The organism is Kitasatospora sp. MAA4 (assembly GCF_029893355.1).
GTDB lineage: Bacteria > Actinomycetota > Actinomycetes > Streptomycetales > Streptomycetaceae > Kitasatospora.
The window spans coordinates 25,888-48,386 of record NZ_JARZAI010000007.1; the positions used below are offsets into that span (position 1 = coordinate 25,888).

A 22,499-nucleotide genomic window follows, 5' to 3' on the forward strand; every position below is an offset into this window, starting at 1 on the left:
CGGGGTCGGCCCCGGCGGCAGTTGCCGCCGGGGCCGACCCCGTTGTCAGTTGCCTAGAAGTCGTCGTCGAAGGCGACCGAGCCCTCGACGGCCACCTGGTAGGCGGAGACCCGGCGCTCGAAGAAGTTGGTCAGCTCCTGGACGTTCTGCAGCTCCATGAAGCCGAACGGGTTCGTCGAGCCGTACCGGATCGGCATGCCGAGGCGGGCCAGGCGCTGGTCGGCGACCGCCTGCAGGTACTCGCGCATGGACGCGGTGTTCATCCCCGGCAGGCCCTCGCCGCAGAGGTCCTGGGCGAACTGGAGCTCGGCCTCGACGGCCTCCTCCAGCATCTCGGTGACCTGCTTGGCCATCGTGTCGTCGAAGAGGTCGGGCTCCTCCTCGCGGACGGTGTCCACCACCGACATCGCGAAGTCCATGTGCATGGACTCGTCACGGAACACCCAGTTGGTGCCGGTCGCCAGGCCGTGCAGCAGGCCGCGGCTGCGGAACCAGTACACGTACGCGAAGGCGCCGTAGAAGAACAGCCCCTCGACGCAGGCCGCGAAGCAGATCAGGTTCAGCAGGAACGCGCGCCGGTCGTCCTTGGACTGCAGCGAGTCGATGTGGTCGACCGCGTTCATGTACTTGAAGCAGAACTGCGCCTTCTGGTGGATGGAGGGGATGTTCTCCACCGCGGCGAAGGCCGCGTTGCGGTCCTCGGGGTCGGGCAGGTAGGTGTCGAGCAGCGTCAGGTAGAACTGGACGTGCACGGCCTCCTCGAACAGCTGCCGGGACAGGTAGAGCCGCGCCTCGGGGGAGTTGATGTGCTTGTAGAGGCTCAGCACCACGTTGTTGGAGACGATCGAGTCGCCGGTCGCGAAGAAGGCGACCAGCCGGCCGATCATGTGCCGCTCGCCCTCGCTGAGCTTGGCGAGGTCGGCGACGTCGGAGTGCAGGTCCACCTCCTCGACGGTCCAGGTGTTCTTGATCGCGTCGCGGTAGCGGTCGTAGAAGGACGGGTAGCGCATCGGACGCAGCGTCAGCTCGAAGCCGGGGTCGAGCAGCATCTTCTCGCGGCCGGGAACGTCAGGGGTACTCACTGGCAGGCCTCGCAGGACTCGGGGTTCTCCAGGGAGCAGGCGAGCGCTGCCTCCTCCTCCGGAGTGAGGGTGGTCGGGGTGGCCACGGACACCGGCGCGGGGGCGGCGGCACGGGCGGTGCCGGAGGCGGCCTGGGCGATCCGGGTGGCCGGGCGCGAGCGCAGGTAGTAGGTGGTCTTCAGACCGACCTTCCAGGCGTACGCGTACATCGAGCTGAGCTTGCCGATGGTCGGCGCAGCCATGAACAGGTTCAGCGACTGGCTCTGGTCGATGTACGGCTGCCGGGCGGCGGCCAGGTCGATCAGCGCGCGCTGCGGCAGCTCCCACGCGGTGCGGTAGAGCGAGCGGACCTCGGTGGGCAGCCAACCCAGCTCCTGCACCGAGCCGTTGGCCTCGCGCAGCGCGTCCCGGGTCTGCGCGTCCCAGACGCCCAGGTCCTTCAACTCCCGCACCAGGTACGGGTTGACCTGGAGGAACTCGCCGGACAGGGTCTCCCGCTTGAACAGGTTGGAGACCTGCGGCTCGATGCACTCGTAGACGCCGGCGATCGAGGCGATGGTCGCGGTCGGCGCGATCGCCAGGAGCAGCGAGTTGCGCAGGCCGGTGCGGGCGATCGTGGCGCGCAGCGCGTCCCAGCGCTCCGCCCACTGCGGGGCCGTCTCGAAGTGGTCGATGTGCAGCTGGCCGCGGGCGGCGCGGGTCTCCGCGTACGCCTCGTGGCGGCCCAGCTGCTCGGCGAGCTCGCTGGAGCGCTCGTAGGCGACCAGCATGATGCGCTCGGAGATCAGCGTGGAGAGCTGCTTGGCCTCGGCGGAGTCGAAGTCGAGCCGGAGCTTGAAGAAGACGTCCTGAAGACCCATCACGCCCAGGCCCACCGGGCGCCAGCGCGAGTTGGAGGTGCCGGCCTCGGGGGTCGGGTAGAAGTTGATGTCCACCACGCGGTCCAGGAAGGTCACCGCGGTGCGCACGGTGGAGTCCAGCCGCTCCCAGTCCATCGCGTCGAGCAGGTTGTCGGCGGTGGCGCCGGCGGCGACGTGCGCGCCCAGGTTGACCGACCCGAGGTTGCAGACGGCGGTCTCGGAGTCGTCCGTGACCTCCAGGATCTCCGTGCAGAGGTTGGACGAGTGGACGGTCCGGCCGGCCACCGCGGTCTGGTTGGCGGCGCGGTTGGAGGCGTCCTTGAAGGTCATCCAGCCGTTGCCGGTCTGCGCCAGGGTGCGCATCATCCGGGCGTACAGGGTCTGCGCGGGGATGCTGCGGACGGCCTTGCCCTCGGCCTCGGCCTTCAGGTACGCGGCGTCGAACTCGGCGCCCCACAGGTCGACCAGCTCGGGCACGTCGGCGGGGGAGAAGAGCGACCAGTCGGTGCCCGCGTTCACCCGGCGCATGAACTCGTCCGGGATCCAGTGCGCGAGGTTGAGGTTGTGGGTGCGCCGCGCCTCCTCGCCGGTGTTGTCGCGGAGCTCCAGGAACTCCTCGACGTCCGCGTGCCAGGTCTCCAGGTAGACGCAGGCCGCGCCCTTGCGGCGGCCGCCCTGGTTGACGGCGGCGACCGAGGAGTCCAGCGTGCGCAGGAACGGCACGATGCCGTTGGACTTGCCGTTGGTGCCGCGGATCAGCGAACCGCGCGAGCGGATCCGGGAGTAGGAGAGTCCGATGCCGCCGGCGTGCTTGGAGAGCCGGGCGATCTGCGCGTAGCGCGAGTAGATCGAGTCCAGGTTGTCCAGCGGCGAGTCCAGCAGGTAGCAGCTGGACATCTGCGGGTGCTTGGTGCCCGAGTTGAAGAGCGTCGGCGAGGACGGCAGGTAGGACAGCGCGCTCATCAGCGCGTACAGCTCGGCGATCTCGCGCACCGACTGCTCGCTGTCGCCGACCGCCAGGCCGCAGGCGACCCGGAGCATGAAGTGCTGCGGGGTCTCGATCACCTTGCGGGTGATCGGGTGGCGCAGCAGGTAGCGGGACTGCACGGTGCGCAGGCCGAAGTACTCGAAGCGGTCGTCGCCGCGCTGGTCGATCAGCGCGTCCAGCGCGTCGGCGTGCTTGGCGACGAACGCGGCGGTGCCGGAACCGATCAGGCCCTCGGCGTGGCCGACCGCGATCGACGCGGCGAAGCACACGGCGCCCTGGCCGACCGCCTCGTCGGCGATCTCCTGGGCGAGCAGGCGGGCGGCGAGCTTCGAGTACTGCGGGTCCTCGGCGATCATCGACGCGGCGGCCTCGACGGCCAGCCCGCGCAGCTCCGCGAAGTCGGAACCGGCGTTGCGTCCACGCAGGGCGGCGGCGGCGACGTGGCCGGGGTCCACCTGGGGGAGGTCGCTGCTGCGGTCCGTCAGCAGGCGCAGGAGTGCTGCTCCAGGGTCCGACTTGGCGGTGGGGTCGGAGCTGGATCCCTGAGCGGGCAGGGTGACTGAGGCAGCGGTGGTCAAGGCGCTCTCTCCTGGCGACGGCAGCGAATGAGACACCGGACCGGCGCGGGGCAGGGCAGGGGAGCGCGGCGCGCCCACTCGAACGGTGGCGCGCAACGGCGGCATCCCCGGCCCACCCGCGAGGCCCGGAAAACTGAGTCGTGCGGCAAGGCTTCTGCGGGGAAGCCTGTGGCACACCGTCGGCAGGTAATCGGACTCGCGGCCGGATAGGGCACCGGCCGCTCACCGCTGCGGGGCAGCCCCGGATTCGCACCGGGTTCCCCTGCGTCGACAGCGAGAGTGAGCATACATGTAGTGCTACCCCTGGTGCGCAGCACCACATGTAGTGTTGCGTGCCGTGTTGGGGCCAATACCAGATGGCGGGGCGGTCGGCTGTTGGCGGGGACGGGGTGGCCGTTCTGGTTCCCCGGATCGGCCGTGTATCGGGTGCGGATTCGGGGCGGATCGGGGTTGGATCGGGGGGAGCGGGGGCAGTTCCGGGGGTGTCTCGAGGCCCGTCAGAAGGCCAGGCTGTAGACCCAGAGCGGGTGGCCGGGGCGCGGGTACCAGTCGCGCTCGGGGCTGCGGTGGAACCCGAGGCGTTCGTATATGCGGTGCGCGGCGGTCATCGCGGGGCGGGTGGAGAAGGCCATTCCGGCCAATCCGAGTTCGCGGCTGCGGGTGACGCAGGCGCGGACCAGGGCGTCCCCGACACCCCGGCCGCGGGCGTCGGCCGCTGCGGCCAGCATCCGCATCTCGCCCTCCTGGGGAGTGGCGATGTCCGCCCACTCGGTGCCGCCGACGGCGAAGGTCACGCAGCCGAGGAGCCGCCCGGACGGTCCGCGCGAGAGGTCGGCCGGGTCGACGGCGACGAGGAGCTCGGCCTCCGCGGCGCGGCGGCGGGCGTCGCGGAGCAGGGTGACGTAGTCCGCGTCCGGTCGGGTGTGGCCGTCGCCCACGAAGGCTTCGACGGTGACTGCGCCCGCGGCATCGAGGTCTTCGGCGAGGGCGGTGCGGATGAGGATGTCCATCGGACCAGTGTGCCAAGGCGCCGCCGGTGGGCGGCGGCGCGGTGGGCCTCCCCCCGGAGGGGAGGGGGGAGGGGGCTTCAGGGGCTGGTGATCCGGAACACCGGGTAGCCCGGGGCGATGCGCAGCAGTTCGGCGTCGGGTGCGTCCGGGCCGACGCCCTGGAAGAAGGCGCCGACCTCGAACTTCCAGCGCGTGAGGTAGGCGCGGAGCACGTCCGGCTTCTCGCTGTCGGCAAGTTCGGTGGCGCTGAAGGTCTCGGCCCGGCGGCCCAGTCGCAGTTCGCCGGTGCCGATGGCGCGCAGGTTGCGCACCCACTGGGTGTGGCCGCGGGGAGCGACCAGGTAGCGGGTGCCCTCGTGGGTGAGGACGTTGACCGGGGTGGTGCGCCACTCCCCGCTCTTGCGGCCGCGGACGGCCAGCACCCGCGAGCCCCAGAAGCTGAGGCCGGCCTTGGTGAGCGCCACCATGATGCGGTTGCTGATGCGTAGGGCGCGGCCGCCGGAGTAGATGTAGCGCGGTGCGTCGGGCTGGGAGGCCGGGGTCCGGGACATCGCGGGGCTCCTTGGTGAGCGGTGAACTCAAACGAGAGCAGTGCTCTCGTTTCGGTGCACTGAACTCTTCCACTGCCGGAGATGCGAGTCAAGAGCAGTGCTCTCGTTTCGGTGCAGTGCTTCGATTCGCGTCTGCTGCTCTGATTTGTGGCAGGCTGTTCGCATGGCAGCGATTCGAACCGCCCGAGAGCGGGCGCGCGAGGAACTCACCCGCGAGATCAAGGACGAGGCACGGCGGCAGCTCGGGGTGGAGGGGGCCCAACAGCTCTCGGTGCGCGCGGTCGCCCGGGAGCTGGGTATGGCCTCGTCCGCGCTCTACCGGTACTTCCCGAGCCGCGACGAGCTGCTCACCGCGCTGATCATGGACGCCTACATCTCCCTCGCGGACTCCGCCGAGCAGGCGGTGGCCGCAGCGCGAGCCGCCGCGGGTCAGCCCGCAGCCGGCCGGCCGGGCGCCGCTCAGCCGGTGGTGGGCGGGTCGGCCGTGGGCGGGCTGGCAGCGGGCGGGCCGGGCGCCGGCCGGGCCGCTGCCCGCGAGGCGGCCGGGCAGGCGGTGCGCCCCTGCTGGCGGGCGTTCTGCGGAGCCGTCCGGGACTGGGCACGCGAACACCCGCACGAGTACGCGCTGATCTACGGCACACCGGTGCCCGGCTACCACGCGCCGCAGGAGACCATCGAGCTTGCGGTCCGCCTCCCGCTCACGCTGCTCGACCTGGTCCGCCCGGCCGCCGGGCGCCTGGAGGCCCCGGCCGGCCGGCCCGTACCGCCGGTGTTCTCGGCCCAGTTGGCGGCGCTCGCCGCCCAGTACGCGCCCGAGCTCCCACAGGCCGCTCTCGCGCGGGTGATGGTGGCCTGGACGCAGCTCTTCGGCATGATCAGCTTCGAGCTCTTCGGTCACCTGGCCGGCTCGGCCGATCCGGCCGACGAGTTCTTCGCGCACGCGGTGGAGCAGATGGCCGACTTCGTCGGCCTGCCGGCCGGGGACCAGCCCAAGGAGATGTGACCCAGCGGTGTGACCCAGGTCACCGGGAAAGGGTGACAGGGTGTTGTCGCGGTCGGCTGCGACTGTCGACGCATGACGACGATGACGAAGATGACGAAGACGGACGAGGACTGCCTCGCCGAAACCCTGGCATTCAACGACCAGTTCGCGGCTGCTGCCGCGAGCCGTCCAGCGCGCGGGCAGGCGCCGGACGCGGCCCTGATGGCGCTCCTGCGGCGCAACCGGCTCGGTGGCGACACGCCACCGGTACGACTGCCGCAGGGCCAGGACCGCGTCGTCGCGGGCGGGGTGAAGGTCCGGGCGTTCGTGCCGGATCGCGTCGACGGCGTGTACCTGCACATCCACGGCGGCGGTTGGGCGTTCGGCTCCGCGGACGGGCAGGACGAGCGGCTCTGGCAGCTTGCCGTGCAGGCGCGGCTGGCCGTGCTGAGCGTGGACTACCGCCTGGCGCCGGAGCACCCGTTCCCGGCCGGCCCCGACGACTGCGAGGCGGCCGCCCGGTGGCTGGTGGACCACGCCGCGACCGAGTTCGGTACCCGACGGCTGCTGATCGGTGGCGAATCGGCCGGCGCCCACCTGAGCGTGCTGACCCTGCTGCGCCTTCGCGACCGGCACGGCATCACCGGCGCGTTCCGGGCCGCCCACCTGCTGTTCGGCCCGTACGACCTGTCGATGACGCCCAGCCAGCGGTCGTTCGGGTCCAGGCAGCTGTTGACCAACACCGACTCGCTGCGCGGCAGTTACGAACTCTTCACGCCGGGCATGGGGGCGGAGCAGCGTCGCGGCCCGGAGGTCTCGCCGCTCTTCGCCGACCTGGCAGGCCTGCCGCCCGCCCGGATCGTCGTCGGGACCGAGGATCCGCTGCTGGACGACTCGCTCTTTCTGGCCGGGCGGTGGCAGGCGGCCGGGGCGCCCGTGCAACTCGGCGTCGTCGCCGGCGCGATGCACGGCTTCACGTTGTTCCCGTTGACCGTCGCCGAGCGCGAACTGCGGCGTACGCAGGAGTTCCTGGCCGCCGCGTGACGGTACCGTCAGCCTCATGAACCGCACTGCTCGGCTGTATGCGCTGGTGGAGGAGTTGCGCGCGGCGGCGCCGCGGCCGGTGACGGTCGCGAAGCTCGCCGCGCGGTTCGAGGTCGCCGCGCGGACGGTGCAGCGTGATCTTCAGGCTCTGATGGAGGCCGGTGTCCCGGTGCGCACCACGCCCGGGCGAGGCGGGGGTTGGTCGATCGACCCGGCGATGACGCTCCCCCCGATCCGGTTCACCGCCGATGAGGCCTCGGCGCTGGTCGCCGCGCTTGCCATGGCCGACGCCTCGGCCCCCTACGCCGGTGCGGCCCGTACGGCATCGCAGAAGATCGCGGCCTCGATGACCGGTCCCGCCTCGGTGGCGGCCCAGGAGCTCGCCGCGCGGATTGTCACGCTGCCGGCTCGGACCGCGGAGTCGATCCGGACCGCAGTGGAACAGGCCCTCACCGAACGCATGGTGCTGCACCTGTCCTACGCCGACGCGGCAGGGCGCGAGAGCGACCGCGTCGTGGAACCGGCCGGACTGCTCACCACCGACGGCCGGTGGTACCTCATCGCCTGGTGCCGCACTCGGCGGGCCGGCCGAGGCTTCCGGCTGGACCGCATCACGGCGGCGGCTCCGACCGGTGAGCAGGCGCCGCCGCACGACCTGGCCGGCCTGCTGCTCGGTTCGGCCGCCGCCGGCGCGGTGATGCCCACCACGCTGGCCTCACTGGCGCCGGTGGTGCCGGCCGCGCGGTAGTGGGGTGCCGCGCGGCCGGCGGTAGGAGGGCCGGAGCTCAGATCGGCAGGGACCAGGCCTGGTTGGCCTGGCCGGTGCCGCAGGTCCAGGTGTCGAGCCGGGTCCCGTCGGCGGCGCCGCCGCCGTAGACGTCCAGGCAGAGGCCGGACGCGGCGTTCACCAGGGTCCCGTCCGGCTGGGCGGTCCACTGCTGACCGCTGCTCCCGGAGCAGGACGACAGGACCGCCCAGGAGCCCGCTGAAGTCCCGGACGCGGTGAGGCACTTGCCCATGGTCTGGACGGTGTTGCCGGCGCTCAGGGTCCACCGCTGGTTGGCGTTCCCGGTGCAGCTGTAGAGGATCACCGGGTTGCCGTCGGTGGTGGCGCTGTTGGAGTCGTCCGCGCACTTGGCGCCGTTGCCGGTCAGCTGGCCGGTCGGGACGGCCGCCGCGCAGCCGTGCGCGGTGAGCCGCCAGACGGCCGTGCCGTGGGCCGGCACGGTGGCGGTCAGAGCCGAGGACGTGGTCGAACTCGCGCCCGTCCACAGGTCCTTGGCGCTGACCGTGCAGCCGGGCAGGCCGACGGAGGCGAGCGTGGTGCTGATCGAGCGCGCCGAGGAGGACCGGTTGAGGACGGCCACCGCCCGGTCGCCGTTGGCCAGCGGGCGGGCCAGCACGTCGGTCGTCGCGGTGCTGGAGACGACGCCGGCCTGGTGGCCCGCGCTGTCCTGGTCCACCGCGACCAGGTCGCTGTTCCCGATCGCGGCGACGGCGGCCGGGGAGAGGGCGGAGACGTCGGAGGAGAGGATCAGCGGCGCGGCCATCATCGACCAGAGGGCGACCTGGCTGCGCGACTCGTCGGCGGTCAGGCCGCTGTCACCGGCGATCAGGAAATCCGGGTCGTTCCAGTTGCCGGGGTGGGCGTAGCGGCCGATCCAGCGGTTGTAGCCGTAGTTGGAGAGCACCGAGCTCCACCGGGAGGCGTTCGGCTTGGTCGCGTCGTAGGTCGCGATGTCCCAGCCCTCGCGCCAGAGTTGGCCGTCCTGGCCGACCCAGCCCAGGACCGAGAACCAACTCGGGTTGCCCCACTCGGCGTCCTGGAAGTAGGCGGGGGCGGACTCGGAGAAGACGATGTCGCGTCCGCTGCCGCGCAGCGCGGCGGACTGGGCGTCGTAGGCCTGGCGGTAGGACTGCTCCTGGGTCTGGCCGGGGGCGGCCCAGACGTTGCAGCCGTCCAGTTTGAGGTAGTCGACGCCCCAGGAGGCGAAGGTGGCCGCGTCCTGGGCGAAGTGGTCGGCGCCGCCGCCCTGCGGCTGCCCGCTGCCGGGGTAGCCGCCGCAGGTGGACGAGCCGGCGTCCTCGTAGATGCCGAACTTCAGGCCCCGGTCGTGCAGGTAGCTGCCCAACCAGGCCATCCCGTGCGGGAACTTGACCGGGTCGGCGACCAGGTTGCCGGCGCTGTCGCGGCTGCCGGCCATCCAGCAGTCGTCGACGGTCACGGTGGTGTAGCCCTTGGCGGCGAGGCCGGTGCTGACCAGGGCGTCGGCGTTGGAGGTGATGGTCTGCTCGGTGATGCCGCACTGGTAGTGGGCCCAGTCGTTCCAGCCCATCGGCGGTGTCGGGGCGAGGAGTTGTGAGGAGGCGGCCTCGGGCTGCGGGGCGATGTACTGGGCAGGCGCGGCTGCTGCCGTTCCCAGTGGGAGGGCGGAGAGGGCGAGCGCGGCCAGTGCGGTGGTGCTGAGCAGGCGGCGCAGAGTGCTGCGAACCGGTGGCACGGAGGCTCCTTCCGGGCGGCCGTGAAGGCGCCGGGGAAGTGGTCGGGGGGGATGTTCCGAGCGGTCTGGTGCGCAACCAGTGCAGCGTTGCTGCGTATTCATGTCAATAGAATCGCCAAACCGCGCACGATTGCGCATGTCATGGAGGCGTCAGAGCGGGCCCGAGGCAGCAGAAGGCCACAGAAACCCATAGAAACCCACAGAAAGGCAGCAGCCGGCCGGCACAGGAGCAGCAGAAAGCCGCGCACCCGACTCCCCAGCGGGTGCGCGGCCGGACCGACCAGATGGCTCAGCCGTCCAGGTGCCCGGTCTCGTTCCACAGCTCGGGCAGCAGCCGGTCGTACCCCGCCCGCCACACGCCGACCGAGCAGTTGCGCACCGCGTCGAGCGCCAGCAGCTGCTCCTCGGTGAGCCGGTCCAGCACGTACCGCAGCATCAGCACCACGTTGTCGTGCGCCACCAGCAGCACGGGCCGGCCGGCCTCCTCCACGCACAGGTCGCGCAGGCAGTCCCGCACCCGCAGGGCGACGTCCGACCAGCTCTCGCCGCCCGGCGGCCGGTAGTACAGCTCGCCCATCTTTCGGCGCCGGGCGGCCTCCTCGGGGTGCCGCTTCTCGATCGCCGCCGCGGTGAGCATCTCCAGGATGCCGAGCTCGCGGTCGCGCAGCCGCTCGTCGTAGCGCACGGCGAGCCCGACCGGCACCGCGCCGAGCCCGGCGGCCTGGGCGAGCGCGATCCGCGCCGTCTCGGCCGTCCGGACGTAGGGCGAGCACCAGACGGCCCGGGGCCGGTCACTGGGCGCCAGGGCGGCCCACCAGCGGCCCAGGGCCTGGGCCTGGGCCTGCCCCTGCATGGAGAGCGGTATGTCGGCGTCCCGGCAGGTGATCGGCACGGTCAGCGCGCCGGTCGCCTCGGCGAGCTGGAACTCCACGTTGGCCGCGCTCTCGCCGTGCCGGGTGGTGATCAGGACGGACGGCAGCAGGGTCGCGCCGCTGCGCTGCTGGTGCCCGTTGAGGATGCTGCTCAGCTCTGCCATGGCGGTGCTCCCCGTTGCTTCGGCTGTGTCTGGCGTCCGGGACCGGACGTGCGGCGCGCACGGGTGCACAACGGTCCATGACAATGATCGCGCCGCCACCTCCCAGTGTTGAGGGAGGTGGCGGCGCGATCACAGGGCGCGCGACGGAGCGTTTAATGCGCCGCCACCGGCTGGGGCGCACCGGTGGGCTCGGGGTCGCTCGGCTCCGCGCTGTAGTCGCCCGGCGAGGTCTCGTCGACCCCGTCGGTGACCTTCGCGGCCCGCAGCACGAGCGTCAGCACGACGGCCACCACCAGGTTCAGCACGAAGGCGGTCAGGCCGATGTAGCCGATCTGGCCGATCCCGGGGATCGGGGCCGAGTTGCCGCCGAAGTGCTTGGTGGCGGGTGAGGCCAGGCCGTAGGCCTTCCAGGTCCCGTAGACCATGCCGGCCGCCCAGCCCGCCAGCAGGGCCCAGTGGTGGAACCAGCGGGTGAACAGGCCGCCGACCACCGAGACGAAGGTCTGCAGGATCCACAGCCCGCCGAGCAGTTGCAGGTTGATCGCGACCTGCTTGTCCATGCCGAGCACGAAGACCAGCGCGCCGACCTTGACCAGCAGCGAGGCGATCTTGGCGACCCTGGTCTCGTCGGCCGGGGTGGCGTTCGGCTTGATGAACTCCTTGTACACGTTGCGGGTGAAGAGGTTGGCCGCCGCGATCGACATGATCGCGGCCGGCACCAGCGCTCCGATCCCGATGGCCGCGAACGCCACGCCGGTGAACCAGGAGGGGAACATGTCGGTGAAGAGCTGCGGCACGGCGAGTTGGCTGTTGAAGCCCTTGGCGCCCTTGCTGACGTTGTCGGTGATCGCCATGAAGCCGAGCAGGGCCAGCAGGCCGAGCATCAGCGAGTAGGCCGGCAGGATCGCCATGTTGCGGCGCACGGTGTTGCGGGACTTGGAGGCCAGCACCCCGGTCACCGAGTGCGGGTAGAGGAAGAGCGCCATCGCCGAGCCGAGTCCGAGCGTGGCGTACGTCCACTGGGCCTTCGGCGCGATGATCATCGAGCCGATCGGCTTGCCGTTCGCGCCCTTGGTGTTGAACTTGGTCGCGGCGGTGTCGAAGATGTGGCCGAATCCGCCCAGCCGGTGCGGGATGTAGAGCACCGCCGCGATGATCACGATGTACACCAGGGTGTCCTTGACGAACGCGATCAGCGCCGGCGCCCGCAGACCCGAGGAGTACGTGTAGGCGGCCAGCACCGCGAAGGCCAGGAAGAGCGGCAGGTCCTTGACGAACCAGTTGGCGTTCGCCCCGCCGCCGACCCCCAGGGTGTCCAGCACCGCCTGGATGCCGACGAGTTGGAGCGCGATGTACGGCATGGTGGCGAGGATGCCGGTCAGCGCCACCGCGAGCGAGAGCGCCTTGGAGCCGTACCGGCCGCGGATGAAGTCGGCGGGGGTGACGTACCCGTGCACCCGGGCGACCGACCAGAGCCGCGGCAGGAAGGCGAAGACCAGCGGGAAGGCGATGATGGTGTACGGCACCGCGAAGAAGCCCGCCGCGCCGGTCGCGTAGACCGCCGCGGGGACGGCGATGAAGGTGTACGCCGTGTAGAGGTCGCCGCCGAGCAGGAACCAGGTCACCCAGGTCCCGAAACTCCGGCCGCCCAGGCCCCATTCGTCCAGGTGCTGGGCGTCGCCGGCGCGCCGCCAGCGCGAGGCCAGGAAGCCTATCACGGTGACCGCGACGAAGAAGAGCAGGAAGACCGTCAGAGCGGTCACGTTGACGCCGTGGCTCATCGCGGCCCACCTCCCCGCAGCGCCTTGCGCTGCCGCTCCTCACGGGTGATCAGTAGATAGGCGGAGACGGTGAAGACGGCCGACAGCGGCACCCAGAGCAGCTGGTACCAGTAGAAGAACGGGATTCCGTCGAACCGTGGCGTGAGCCGCGCGTAGGAGGAGACCCACAGCTCGGCGACGATCGGTACGAGTAGGCACACCGCGGCCAGCACCCTGGGCGGGGTGATCACCGGTAGTGGGCCGGGGGGCGCCTGCGGCGCGTCTGGATCGATGGACATCGGGCGACTCCGGCGGGTGGCAGGGGATCCCCAACAGCGCCGCAGCGCAATGGCATCGGGCCAGTACGCCCGCCGAACAGCGCCCGTGGTGATCGGCATGGATGGCACGGAATGTAGGGCACCGGACGGCCCGCTGTCACCAGTGTTACGTGGCGGATCTCATCGACTGGACATCCGTTCGAGGGTGCAGCGTCAACTGCCAGCGGATAGCGTGCTGTTATGCCCGTGGAACCGAACGCCACCCACATCTGGTGGGCCACTCCGGCCGACCTCCCGCAGTCGCTGCTCGACCTGCTCTCCGACGACGAGCGCGCCAAGGGCGCCAGGCTGCGCCACGAGCCGGAACGGCGCCGCTCGGTGACGGCGGCCCTGCTGCTGCGGGCCGCCCTCGCCCAGCGGACGGGTACGCCGCCGGAACTGCTCCCCATCGACCGGCGCTGCGACGACTGCGGCGGACCGCACGGCAGGCCGCGCCTGGCGGACAGCACGCTGGAGCTGACCGTGACCCACTCCGGCGACCGGGTGGGCGTGGGGATCGCCACCGGCGTCCCGATCGGCCTGGACGTCGAGCCGTTGGAGCAGAAGCGGATCACCGAGGGGATGGCGGGCCTCGCGTGCACCCCGAACGAGGAGCGCTGGCTGGACGCCCACACGGGGGATGCCTACGCCGACGCGTTCCTGCGGCTCTGGACGGCCAAGGAGGCGGTGCTCAAGGCCCTCGGCACCGGGCTGATGAAGCCGATGACCGAGGTGGAGCTGGACCCGCCCACCGGCGGCGAGCCGTTCACCGGGCCGGTGCGCTCGGGCGTGCAGGCCTGGCTCTACCGGGTCGACCCGGGCAAGGGGTACGCCGGCTCGCTGGCCGCCCTCGCGCCGCTCGGCGAGATCCACGAGCACGACGGCGACGCGCTGCTGGCGCGCCTGGCCGCCGTCACCTCCTGAACCCGGCCTAGCTCGGCCTAGCTCGGCCGCTGAAGCCGGGTGATGAACTTGTACCGGTCGCCGCGGTAGATCGAGCGGACCCACTCCACCGGCGCCCCCTCGGCGTCGAAGGAGTGCCGCGCCAGCTGGAGCATCGGCAGTCCGAGGTCGGAGCCGAGCAACCCGGCCTCGCGCGGGTTGGCCAGCGTGGTCTCGATGGTCTCCTCGGCCTCGGCCACCACCACGCCGTACACCTCGCGCAGCGCGGTGTAGAGCGAGTTGTGCTTGACCAGGTTGCGCCGCAGCGCCGGGAAGCGCTTCGCGGAGAGGTGGGCCACCTCGATGGCCATCGGGTCCCCGTTGGCGAGCCGCAGCCGCTCGATCCGCAGCACCCGCCCGCCCGGCTTGATGTCCAGCAGCGGCGCCAGCCGGTCGTCGGCCGTGACGTACCCGACCTCGATCAGCCGCGAGGTGGGCTCCAGGCCCTGCGCCCGCATGTCCTCGGTGTAGGAGGTCAGCTGGAGGGCCTGGGCGACCTTGGGCTTGGCGACGAAGGTGCCCTTGCCCTGGATCCTCTCCAGGCGGCCCTCGACGACCAGTTCCTGCAACGCCTGTCGGACGGTGGTGCGCGAGGTGTCGAACTGTGCGGCGAGCGCGCGCTCGGGCGGTACGGGGGTACCGGCCGGCTGGGTCTCGGTGAGCTGGAGCAGGTGTCGCTTCAGTCCGTAGTACTTGGGTACCCGCGCCGTCGCCGGGTCGGCGCCCGGGCCGGCCGGTACGGGCGGGTTGCCCGGCTGGGGGTGGTTCGCCCGAAGCTGGGCCGTGGTGCCCCCGTCGCTGCTCATGGGCCGCTTCTCCGCTCCTCGCAGGACCCGTCGATGATCCCGCTACCTCGTTAACGGCACACATCGTTGCACGTATGCCCCGGCGACGGGCACCTCATCACACGATGAACGATGAGCGGTGTCGGCTTGATAACGGCTAGTCCCGATTGGTCTTCGGCCCGTTGACACACCCATTGGTCTAGGCCAAGCTCCTGGCATCTGGTCTACACCACTGCAGACCAACACATGAATCCCAGCCCATCTCACGGGTTCGCGGCACCACTTACCACCGGTTTGCGGGGGTATGCCGCAGGCCGCCGATGGAGGGCAACCGGGCATCCCTCAGGAGGATGGCGTGAAGCGTCAGCTCATCGCGGCGGTCGGCGTCGCAGCAATGGTCGTCGGTGTCGCGGCTTGTGGTTCGTCCGCTAAGTCCGGTGGCTCGACCGGCGCCGCGAAGTACGACGGCAAGACCGTCACCGCGTGGCTCATGTCCGGCTCCGCCCCGCAGGCCTGGCAGGACGGCGTCAAGGCCGACTTCGAGTCCCAGTACCCGGGTGCCAAGCTCAACATCCAGATCCAGAAGTGGGACGGGATCGGCGCGAAGGTCACCACCGGCCTCTCCGACAACTCCGTCGACGTCCTGGAGGTCGGCAACACCCAGACCACGGGCTACGCGGCGACCGGCGGCCTGCTCGACCTCACCTCCTCCAAGGCCGACCTCGGCGGCAACGACTGGGCCGCCAACCTGAACGCCTCCTCGGTACTGGACGGCAAGCAGTACGCCGCGCCGTGGTACTTCACCAACCGCGTGGTCATCTACAACAAGGCGCTCTGGACCAAGGCCGGCATCACCGGCACGCCGAAGACCCTGGACGAGTTCTACGGTGACCTCGACAAGCTGAAGGCCACCGCCGGCGTCTCCCAGGCGATGTACATGCCCGGCCAGGAGTGGTACACCTACTTCGGCCTGCTCGCGGGCATCGGCGGCCAGATCGCCAAGCAGACCGGCTCCACCTGGGCCGGCAACCTGGAGTCGCCGGAGGCCAAGACCGCCTTCCAGACCTTCCAGAAGCTGCAGAGCTACTCCAACGCGCCGAAGGACAAGGACGAGGCCACCCCCGAGCAGACCACGGTCTTCGCCAAGGGTGACGTGGGCGCGATGATCGGCCTGGGCTGGGAGGCTCCGGCCCCTGCGGACATGCCGACGTCCAACGTCGGCTTCTTCGCCCTCCCGGGGACCACGGCCGACAAGCCGTCCGGCGTCTTCCTCGGCGGCTCGAACCTCGCGATCGCCCAGGACACCAAGAACCCCGACCTGGCCAAGGGCCTGCTGAAGATCATGATGTCGGACAAGTACGAGGGCCAGATGGCCGCCACCGGCCTGGTCCCGAACAAGACCTCGCTGGACTCGCTGGCCACCACCCCGTTCGCCCAGGCGGCCATCCCGGCCAGCGCCAACGGCGCCACCACGCCGAACACCCCGAACTGGTCGAACGTCGAGAACACCCCGAACCCGATCAAGGACTTCCTCGCGGCCGTCCTCCAGGGTGCGGACTACGACGCCACCGCCAAGAAGTACGACGCCACCATGACGCAGCTCCTCGGCCAGAAGCAGTAGTCCCCAGCGGCGCCGTGCACCGATCCTCGGAAGGGACCGGTGCGCGGCGCCGCCGCAGTGTTTTGCGGGGCGGTCAGACCCTGACCGCTGCCGACAGGCAGGTCCCCATGTCCAACGGCGGCCGCTGAGAAGAGGATCGATGGCAGTTCAGTCGGAACCGGTGCGGGTGCAATCCCCCAAGAGAGCAGCGGGCGACGCCCTCAACAGCGGCAGACCGTTCGCCGGTCCGAGCCTGCTGAGCCGCAGCGCGCCCTACCTGCTGCTGCTGCCGGCCATCCTGGCCACCCTGGCCCTGCTCGGCTGGCCGCTGGTCAAGACGTTCGAGCTCTCCTTCCAGAACCTGAACAAGCGCCAGCTGATCCTGCACCTGACCGAGTGGAACGGCTTCGCCAACTACACGGACCAGCTGACCAGCTCGGAGTTCTGGCACACCACCGGCCGCACGATCGCCTTCACGGCCGTCAACGTCGTGCTGATCATGGGCGGCGGCACGCTGGTCGGCCTGCTGCTCAACCGGCTCGGCAAGAAGATGCGGATCCTGCTCCAGGCCGCCCTGATGCTCGCCTGGGCGATGCCGATCGTGGCCGCCGCCACCGTCTTCAGCTGGCTCTTCGACTCCCGCTTCGGCGTCGTCAACTGGGTCCTGGACCAGCTCGGTTGGCACGACATGGCCGACTACAACTGGTACAGCTCGCAGACCGGCACCTTCTTCGTGATCGTCCTGCTGATCGTCTGGCAGTCGATCCCGTTCGTCGCCTTCAACATGTACGCGGGCCTGACCACCATCCCGGCCGAGCTCTACGAGGCGGCCCGGATGGACGGCGCCGGAGCGTGGCGGATCTTCCGCTGGGTGGTCTTCCCCAGCCTGAAGCCGTTCTTCCTGAGCACCACGTTCCTGGAGATCATCTGGGTCTTCAAGTCCTTCGCCCAGATCCTCGCCGTCAACGCCGGCGGCCCCCAGGGACTCACCCAGACGCTGCCGTTCTACGCCTACATCCAGGGCACCGGCAACCAGCACTACGGCATCGGCGCCACGATCGCGGTGCTCACCATCCTGATGCTGGTCGTGCTGATGGCGTACTACTTCCGGATCATTCTGAAGCAGGAGGACGAGCTGTGAGGCGCTCGATCATCGGACGCAGCTGGCCCAACGCCATCGCGGTCGTCCTCTTCGTCTTCTTCATCTTCCCGGTCTACTGGATGTTCAGTACGGCCTTCAAGCAGAACAGCGACATCATCAGCAAGACCCCGGTCTTCTTCCCGCTGCGCGGCACGCTGGAGCACTTCGGCACCGCCACGGGGGCCGCGCAGTTCTGGGAGATGGTCGGCAACAGCTTCACCGTCACCGTGCTCGCGGTGCTGGGCTCGCTGGTCATCGCGACGCTGGCCTCCTTCGCCATCGCCCGGATGAAGTTCCGCGGCCGCAAGTCCTTCGTCCTGGTGATCATGCTGGCGCAGATGGCCCCGTGGGAGGTCATGACGATCGCCGTCTACATGATCGTCCGCGACGGCGACATGCTGAACAGCCTGGTCCCGCTGACGGCGTTCTACATGATGATGGTGCTGCCCTTCACGATCTGGACGCTGCGCGGCTTCATCGCCGCCGTGCCCAAGGAGTTGGAGGAGTCGGCGATGGTGGACGGCTGCACCCGGACCCAGGCCTTCGTCAAGGTGGTCTTCCCGCTGCTCGCCCCGGGCCTGATGACGACCTCGCTCTTCGGCTTCATCACCGCCTGGAACGAGCTGCCGCTCGTCCTGATCCTCAACAAGGCCACCGGTCCCGGCAGCGCGCAGACGCTGCCGCTCTGGCTGACGTCCTTCCAGTCGCTCTTCGGCGACGACTGGGGTGCCACGATGGCCGCCTCCACCCTCTTCGCCATCCCCGTCCTGATCATCTTCCTGTTCCTTCAGCGCAACGCCGTGGGCGGGATGACCGCCGGCGCAGTGAAGGGCTGAGAGGTCACCCGTGAGCATCCTGATCCCCAGCGTTCCGGACAGCGACCAGCTGCACCGCGACGCCCTGACGGTCCTGCAGCCCGGCTTCGAGGGCACCGCCGCGCCCGAGTGGGTGCTGCGCAAGCTCGCCGCCGGCCTCGGCTCGGTCGCCCTGTTCGGCCGCAACGTCACCGATCCCGCCCAACTGGCGGCGCTGACCGCGGCGCTGCGCCAGGAGAACCCGGACGTCCTGGTGGCGATCGACGAGGAGGGCGGCGACGTCACCCGCCTGGAGGCCGGCTCCGGCTCCTCCTGGCCGGGCAACCTCGCCCTCGGCGCGATCGACGACCCGGCGCTGACCCGCGACGTCGCCCGCGAGCTGGGCCGCGCGCTGGCCGAGTGCGGCATCAACTACAACTGGGCGCCCTCCGCGGACGTCAACTCCAACCCGGGCAACCCGGTGATCGGCGTGCGCTCGTTCGGCGCCGACCCCGAGCTCTGCGCCCGGCACACCGCCGCCTGGGTGGAGGGCCTGCAGTCGGTCGGGGTGGCCGCCTGCGCCAAGCACTTCCCCGGCCACGGCGACACGGCCGTCGACTCGCACCTGGGCCTGCCGGTGGTGGACGTCGACGTGGACCTGCTGCGCTCGCGCGACCTGGTCCCGTTCCGGGCTGCCATCGCGGCCGGCGCCAAGGCCGTGATGAGCGCGCACATCATGATCCCGGCGCTGGACCCGGTGCACCCGGCCACGCTCAGCCGGGCGGTGCTCACCGGCCTGCTGCGCGCCCGGGCGGCGGACGGCGGCCTCGGCTACGACGGTCTGATCGTCACCGACGGCATCGAGATGGGCGCCATCGCGGACACCTACGGCATCGCGGAGGGGACGGTGCTGGCGCTGGCCGCGGGTGCCGACGCGATCTGTGTCGGGGGCGGTCTGGCGGACGAGGAGACCGTGCTGCGGCTGCGCGACTCCATCGTGGAGGCGGTCCGGGCGGGCCGGCTCCCGGAGGAGCGGCTGGCGGACGCCGCCGCCCGGGTCCGCTCACTGGGCAGCTGGGCGCGGATCTCCGCGCAGGGCGCCACCGGCGAGCCGGACCTGTCGATCGGCCTGCGCGCCGCCCGGCGCGCGCTGCGGGTCACCGCGGCGCCGGGTCGGCCGTTCGCCCCGGTGACGGACCGCCCGTACGTGGCCTCGTTCTCCCCGCAGGCGAACATCGCGGTGGGCGACGAGACCCCGTGGGGTGTGGCGGGCATGCTGGCCGCCCGGTTCCCGGGGACCAGGGCCGAGAGCATCGGCCCGCAGGCGGCCGGGGAGGGGCAGTTGGACGCGCTGGTCGCGCGGGTGCTGGCCGGCGCGGAGGGGCGCCGGCTGGTCCTGGTGGTGCGCGACACGCACCGGCACGACTGGATGGCGGCGGCCCTGCGGCTGCTGCTGACGGCCCGTCCGGATGCCGTGGTGGTCGAGATGGGGGTGCCGCAGGCGGAGCCGGTCGGCGCGCTGCACATCGCCACCCACGGTGCGGCCCGGGTCTGCGGCCTGGCCGCCGTCGAGGTGCTCACCGGGCAGCCGTCCGTGCACTGCTGACTATTCGTCAGAACGAAAAGCCCCCTCGGAGAATTCGTCCTCCGAGGGGGCCGCCCAGGTACCTCGGCCCCTCCAGGAGGACCGCGTGAAGCGCCAGTTCGTCGCCGCGGCCGTCGCCGCCACCCTCGCTCTCGGCCTGGCCGCCTGCGGCACCGGGGGAGCGGCCGGGCCGGCCGCGCACTCCGCGGACCCGAAGGCCGCCACCGGCACGCTCACCGTCTGGCTGATGAACGACGCCCAGACCAGCTGGCCGGAGCTGGTCGGACAGGTCAACGACGAGTTCGCCGCGATGTACCCCGACGTCACCCTCAAGCTCAGCTATCAGAACTGGGCCGACAAGGTCGGCAGGTTGGACGACGCGCTCAAGCAGGGGCGCGCGCCCGACGTCGTGGAGCTGGGCAACACCGAGACCATGAAGTACATCCTGGACGGCTCGTTGGCCCAGGTGAACCGCAACGACTACGAGAACTCGGACAGTTGGATCCGCGGCCTGGAGAACACCTGCACCTACCAGGACAAGCTGTTCTGCGTGCCGTACTACGCGGGCGCCCGGGTCGGCGTCTACAACAGCGCGATGTTCCAACAGGCCACCGGCAGCGCCGACTTCCCGGCCACCGAGGACGCCCTGCTGTCCGCACTGGACAAGCTCCAGGCGAAGAACAGGGACGACAGGTCGTTCTCCCCGCTCTACCTGCCCGGCCCGTACTGGTACGCCGCGATGAGCTACGTCGCCGCATACGGCGGGACCGTCGCCCGATTCGACAGCTCGGGCAACTGGCATGGCACGCTGGAGGATCCGAAGGCGCAACAGGGCATCCAGCACTTCGTCGACCTGGTGCGCAGGTACAACCACGGTGATCTGACGGTCAACGAGCTGCACCAGTCCGACGTGCTCGGTACCCAGAAGGCCGCGATGATCTACGGCAACGGCTGGGAGGCGACCGCCGCCGCGACGGCCCCGGCCGGCGACCCGGCGCTGAAGACCGCGCTCAGGGTGACCGGCATGCCGGGCCCCAACGGCAAGCCGCTGCCGAGCTTCATCGGCGGCTCCGACCTGGCGATCACCGCCAAGTCGCAGGTGTCGACGCTTGCTTCGGCCTGGATCAGGCTCTTCACCAGCGCCAGGTCGGAGCAGGTACTGGCCGACAAGAACATCCTGCCGAACAACCTCACCCAGCTCGCGCCGCTCAAGGACAAGCCGCAGACCGCCGCCGCGGCCAACGCGGTGCCGGACGCCTGGTTCACCCCGATCGCCCCCGGCTGGAGCGCGGTGGAGAAGCAGAACGTGCTGCCCGCCATGCTCAGCTCGATCCTGGCCGGCACCTCGGTGGACGCGGCGACCAGGGCCGCCGACGCCAAGATCAACCAGCTGATCAACAACCCGTCGTGAGACGGGCGCGGAGCCCTCGGATGTGCTCCGGGCCGCCCGCCCCCGTAGGATCGGCCCTGGCACGAGTGTGCGGACTCGCCGCCGGAAGAGGTCCCCGCCGGGCAGCCGCCCGGAGGGGTTGAACCATCTCTCATCGGAGGCTCAACAGATGTCCGACACGCAGACCAGCTCCGTGACCCCTGGACGGATCATGGCGGCGGAGATGGCCGAGCAGCCGGCCGTCCTGCAGCGCATCCTCGACGAGGGTGCCCCGAAGATCCGCGAGATCGCCGCCGAGATCGCCGCCCGCAACCCGCGCTTCGTGCTGCTGACCGCGCGCGGCACCTCGGACAACGCCGCGCTGTACGCCAAGTACCTGATCGAGGTGCTGCTCGGCAAGCCGGCCGGCCTCACCTCGATGTCGACGACCACCGCGTACGGCGCCAAGCCGGACCTGCGCGACGTCCTGGTGATCACGGTCAGCCAGTCCGGCGGCTCGCCGGACCTGGTGGCCTCCACCAAGGCCGCCCGCGAGGCCGGTGCGATCACCCTCGCGGTGACCAACAACCCGGGCTCCCCGCTGGCCGAGGTCTCCGAGTTCCACATCGACGTGCTGGCGGGCCCGGAGAAGGCACTGCCGGCCACCAAGACGTACACCGCCGAGCTGCTGGCGCTCTACCTCTTCGTCGAGGGCCTGCGCGGCGGCGACGGCGCGGCCGCCAAGGGGCTGCCGGAGCTGGCCGCGGGCATCCTGGCCCGCCAGCCCGAGGTGAAGGCGCTGGCCGAGCGCTACCGCTTCGCCCAGCGCCTGGTGATCACCTCGCGCGGCTACGGCTACCCGACCGCCCGCGAGGCGGCGCTGAAGCTGATGGAGACCACCTACATCCCGGCCTCCCCGTTCTCCGGCGCGGACCTGCTGCACGGCCCGCTGGCCATGGTGGACAACGTCTCCCCGGTCATCGCCATCGTCCCGGACGGCAAGGGCGGCGAGGCCCTGCAGCCGGTCCTGGACCGCCTGCGCGGCCGCGGTGCGGACCTGGTGGTCATCGGCCAGCAGGATCAGGTGGACGCCGCCTCCGCGGGCTTCGCGCTCCCGGCCGGCGTGCCCGAGGAGGTCCAGACGATCCTGGAGATCCTCCCGCTCCAGCAGTTGGCCTACGAGGTCACCATCGCCCGCGGCCAGGACCCGGACGCGCCGCGCGCGCTGGCCAAGGTCACCGAGACCCACTGACCGGACGTAACGTAGGCCCCCGGATCGCCGAGCGATCCGGGGGCCTACGTACGTGCTGGGTGCGGAAAACACTACGGGCCACGGCGCCGACACGGGACCCTCAACCCGTGTGGCACCGCAGCCCGGAGCTGTCGTCGGGCGCCACGTCCCCGAGGGACGTCTCGCGGCCGGACTGTGCGGGGTCCGGCTGCTGCGGCGACCGACCGAGGAGCGACCGCGCGCGGTCAGGGCAGTTGCGCGGGGGTCGTTCCTTGGTGCTTCTTCATTGTGGACTAGACCAATCTGGATTGTCCAGGAGTCCGCCCGGATTGGTCTGGACAAC

The 22,499-nt window shown here is 70.8% G+C and carries 19 protein-coding genes and 1 riboswitch; of the genes, 10 read left to right on the forward strand and 9 right to left on the reverse strand.

Annotated elements, in window-relative coordinates; genetic code table 11:
* Nucleotides 1-53: 53 nt before the first annotated feature.
* The 4 genes from P3T37_RS11740 to P3T37_RS11755 form a co-directional block, all read right to left on the reverse strand.
* Entirely contained in the window at nt 54-1,049 is a 996-nt protein-coding gene (locus tag P3T37_RS11740; RefSeq protein ID WP_280723663.1) for a ribonucleotide-diphosphate reductase subunit beta, read from the reverse strand.
* Between the two features lie 29 nt (nt 1,050-1,078).
* Nucleotides 1,079-3,484 carry a ribonucleoside-diphosphate reductase subunit alpha gene (locus P3T37_RS11745; RefSeq protein ID WP_280723664.1) on the reverse strand — a complete coding sequence of 802 codons (2,406 nt, stop codon included), beginning with the start codon at nt 3,482-3,484 and terminating at the stop codon, nt 1,079-1,081.
* Between the two features lie 187 nt (nt 3,485-3,671).
* Nucleotides 3,672-3,812: riboswitch (cobalamin riboswitch) on the reverse strand.
* Between the two features lie 193 nt (nt 3,813-4,005).
* A complete protein-coding gene (locus tag P3T37_RS11750) occupies nt 4,006-4,518 on the reverse strand; it encodes a GNAT family N-acetyltransferase (RefSeq protein WP_280723478.1) in 513 nt (170 codons plus the stop codon).
* A 77-nt stretch (nt 4,519-4,595) separates the two neighbouring features.
* Nucleotides 4,596-4,985, reverse strand: coding sequence for a nitroreductase family deazaflavin-dependent oxidoreductase (locus P3T37_RS11755; RefSeq protein WP_280723665.1), 390 nt, complete (start codon nt 4,983-4,985; stop codon nt 4,596-4,598).
* Nucleotides 4,986-5,232: 247 nt separating this feature from the next.
* Here P3T37_RS11755 and P3T37_RS11760 point away from each other — a divergent pair, with 247 nt between their 5' ends.
* From P3T37_RS11760 to P3T37_RS11770, 3 genes are all read left to right on the forward strand, one after another.
* On the forward strand, nt 5,233-6,072 hold the full coding sequence (locus P3T37_RS11760) for a TetR/AcrR family transcriptional regulator (protein ID WP_280723479.1): 840 nt from the start codon (nt 5,233-5,235) through the stop codon (nt 6,070-6,072).
* A gap of 72 nt (nt 6,073-6,144) precedes the next feature.
* A complete protein-coding gene (locus tag P3T37_RS11765; protein WP_280723480.1) occupies nt 6,145-7,095 on the forward strand; it encodes an alpha/beta hydrolase in 951 nt (316 codons plus the stop codon).
* 16 nt (nt 7,096-7,111) lie between these two features.
* On the forward strand, nt 7,112-7,843 hold the full coding sequence (locus P3T37_RS11770; RefSeq protein WP_280723481.1) for a YafY family protein: 732 nt from the start codon (nt 7,112-7,114) through the stop codon (nt 7,841-7,843).
* A 37-nt stretch (nt 7,844-7,880) separates the two neighbouring features.
* On the opposite strand, the gene P3T37_RS11775 is transcribed toward P3T37_RS11770, so the two are convergent.
* The 4 genes from P3T37_RS11775 to P3T37_RS11790 form a co-directional block, all read right to left on the reverse strand.
* Complete coding sequence (locus tag P3T37_RS11775; protein ID WP_280723482.1) at nt 7,881-9,596, reverse strand: ricin-type beta-trefoil lectin domain protein; 1,716 nt, start codon at nt 9,594-9,596, stop codon at nt 7,881-7,883.
* A 289-nt stretch (nt 9,597-9,885) separates the two neighbouring features.
* A complete protein-coding gene (locus tag P3T37_RS11780) occupies nt 9,886-10,632 on the reverse strand; it encodes a histidine phosphatase family protein (protein WP_280723483.1) in 747 nt (248 codons plus the stop codon).
* A gap of 152 nt (nt 10,633-10,784) precedes the next feature.
* Nucleotides 10,785-12,413, reverse strand: coding sequence for a sodium:solute symporter (locus P3T37_RS11785; protein WP_280723484.1), 1,629 nt, complete (start codon nt 12,411-12,413; stop codon nt 10,785-10,787).
* Complete coding sequence (locus P3T37_RS11790) at nt 12,410-12,691, reverse strand: DUF3311 domain-containing protein (protein WP_280723485.1); 282 nt, start codon at nt 12,689-12,691, stop codon at nt 12,410-12,412. Before P3T37_RS11790 ends, P3T37_RS11785 begins: the two co-directional genes overlap by 4 nt.
* 219 nt (nt 12,692-12,910) lie before the next feature.
* Here P3T37_RS11790 and P3T37_RS11795 point away from each other — a divergent pair, with 219 nt between their 5' ends.
* On the forward strand, nt 12,911-13,633 hold the full coding sequence (locus tag P3T37_RS11795) for a 4'-phosphopantetheinyl transferase superfamily protein (RefSeq protein ID WP_280723486.1): 723 nt from the start codon (nt 12,911-12,913) through the stop codon (nt 13,631-13,633).
* Between the two features lie 17 nt (nt 13,634-13,650).
* Here P3T37_RS11795 and P3T37_RS11800 read toward each other — a convergent pair whose 3' ends face one another.
* A complete protein-coding gene (locus P3T37_RS11800) occupies nt 13,651-14,457 on the reverse strand; it encodes a GntR family transcriptional regulator (RefSeq protein WP_280723487.1) in 807 nt (268 codons plus the stop codon).
* A 334-nt stretch (nt 14,458-14,791) separates the two neighbouring features.
* Here P3T37_RS11800 and P3T37_RS11805 point away from each other — a divergent pair, with 334 nt between their 5' ends.
* From P3T37_RS11805 to P3T37_RS11830, 6 genes are all read left to right on the forward strand, one after another.
* Nucleotides 14,792-16,057, forward strand: coding sequence for an extracellular solute-binding protein (locus P3T37_RS11805; RefSeq protein WP_280723488.1), 1,266 nt, complete (start codon nt 14,792-14,794; stop codon nt 16,055-16,057).
* Between the two features lie 139 nt (nt 16,058-16,196).
* A complete protein-coding gene (locus tag P3T37_RS11810; protein WP_280723489.1) occupies nt 16,197-17,177 on the forward strand; it encodes a sugar ABC transporter permease in 981 nt (326 codons plus the stop codon).
* Complete coding sequence (locus tag P3T37_RS11815) at nt 17,174-18,013, forward strand: carbohydrate ABC transporter permease (protein ID WP_280723490.1); 840 nt, start codon at nt 17,174-17,176, stop codon at nt 18,011-18,013. Before P3T37_RS11810 ends, P3T37_RS11815 begins: the two co-directional genes overlap by 4 nt.
* A 10-nt stretch (nt 18,014-18,023) precedes the next feature.
* Nucleotides 18,024-19,577, forward strand: a complete 1,554-nt coding sequence (locus tag P3T37_RS11820; RefSeq protein ID WP_280723491.1) for a glycoside hydrolase family 3 N-terminal domain-containing protein — start codon at nt 18,024-18,026, stop codon at nt 19,575-19,577.
* An 85-nt stretch (nt 19,578-19,662) separates the two neighbouring features.
* On the forward strand, nt 19,663-20,967 hold the full coding sequence (locus tag P3T37_RS11825; protein ID WP_280723492.1) for an extracellular solute-binding protein: 1,305 nt from the start codon (nt 19,663-19,665) through the stop codon (nt 20,965-20,967).
* Between the two features lie 148 nt (nt 20,968-21,115).
* The gene (locus P3T37_RS11830) at nt 21,116-22,177 is read left to right on the forward strand and encodes an SIS domain-containing protein (RefSeq protein WP_280723493.1); all 1,062 of its coding nucleotides are present in this window, start codon (nt 21,116-21,118) and stop codon (nt 22,175-22,177) included.
* The last annotated feature ends 322 nt before the right edge of the window (nt 22,178-22,499 follow it).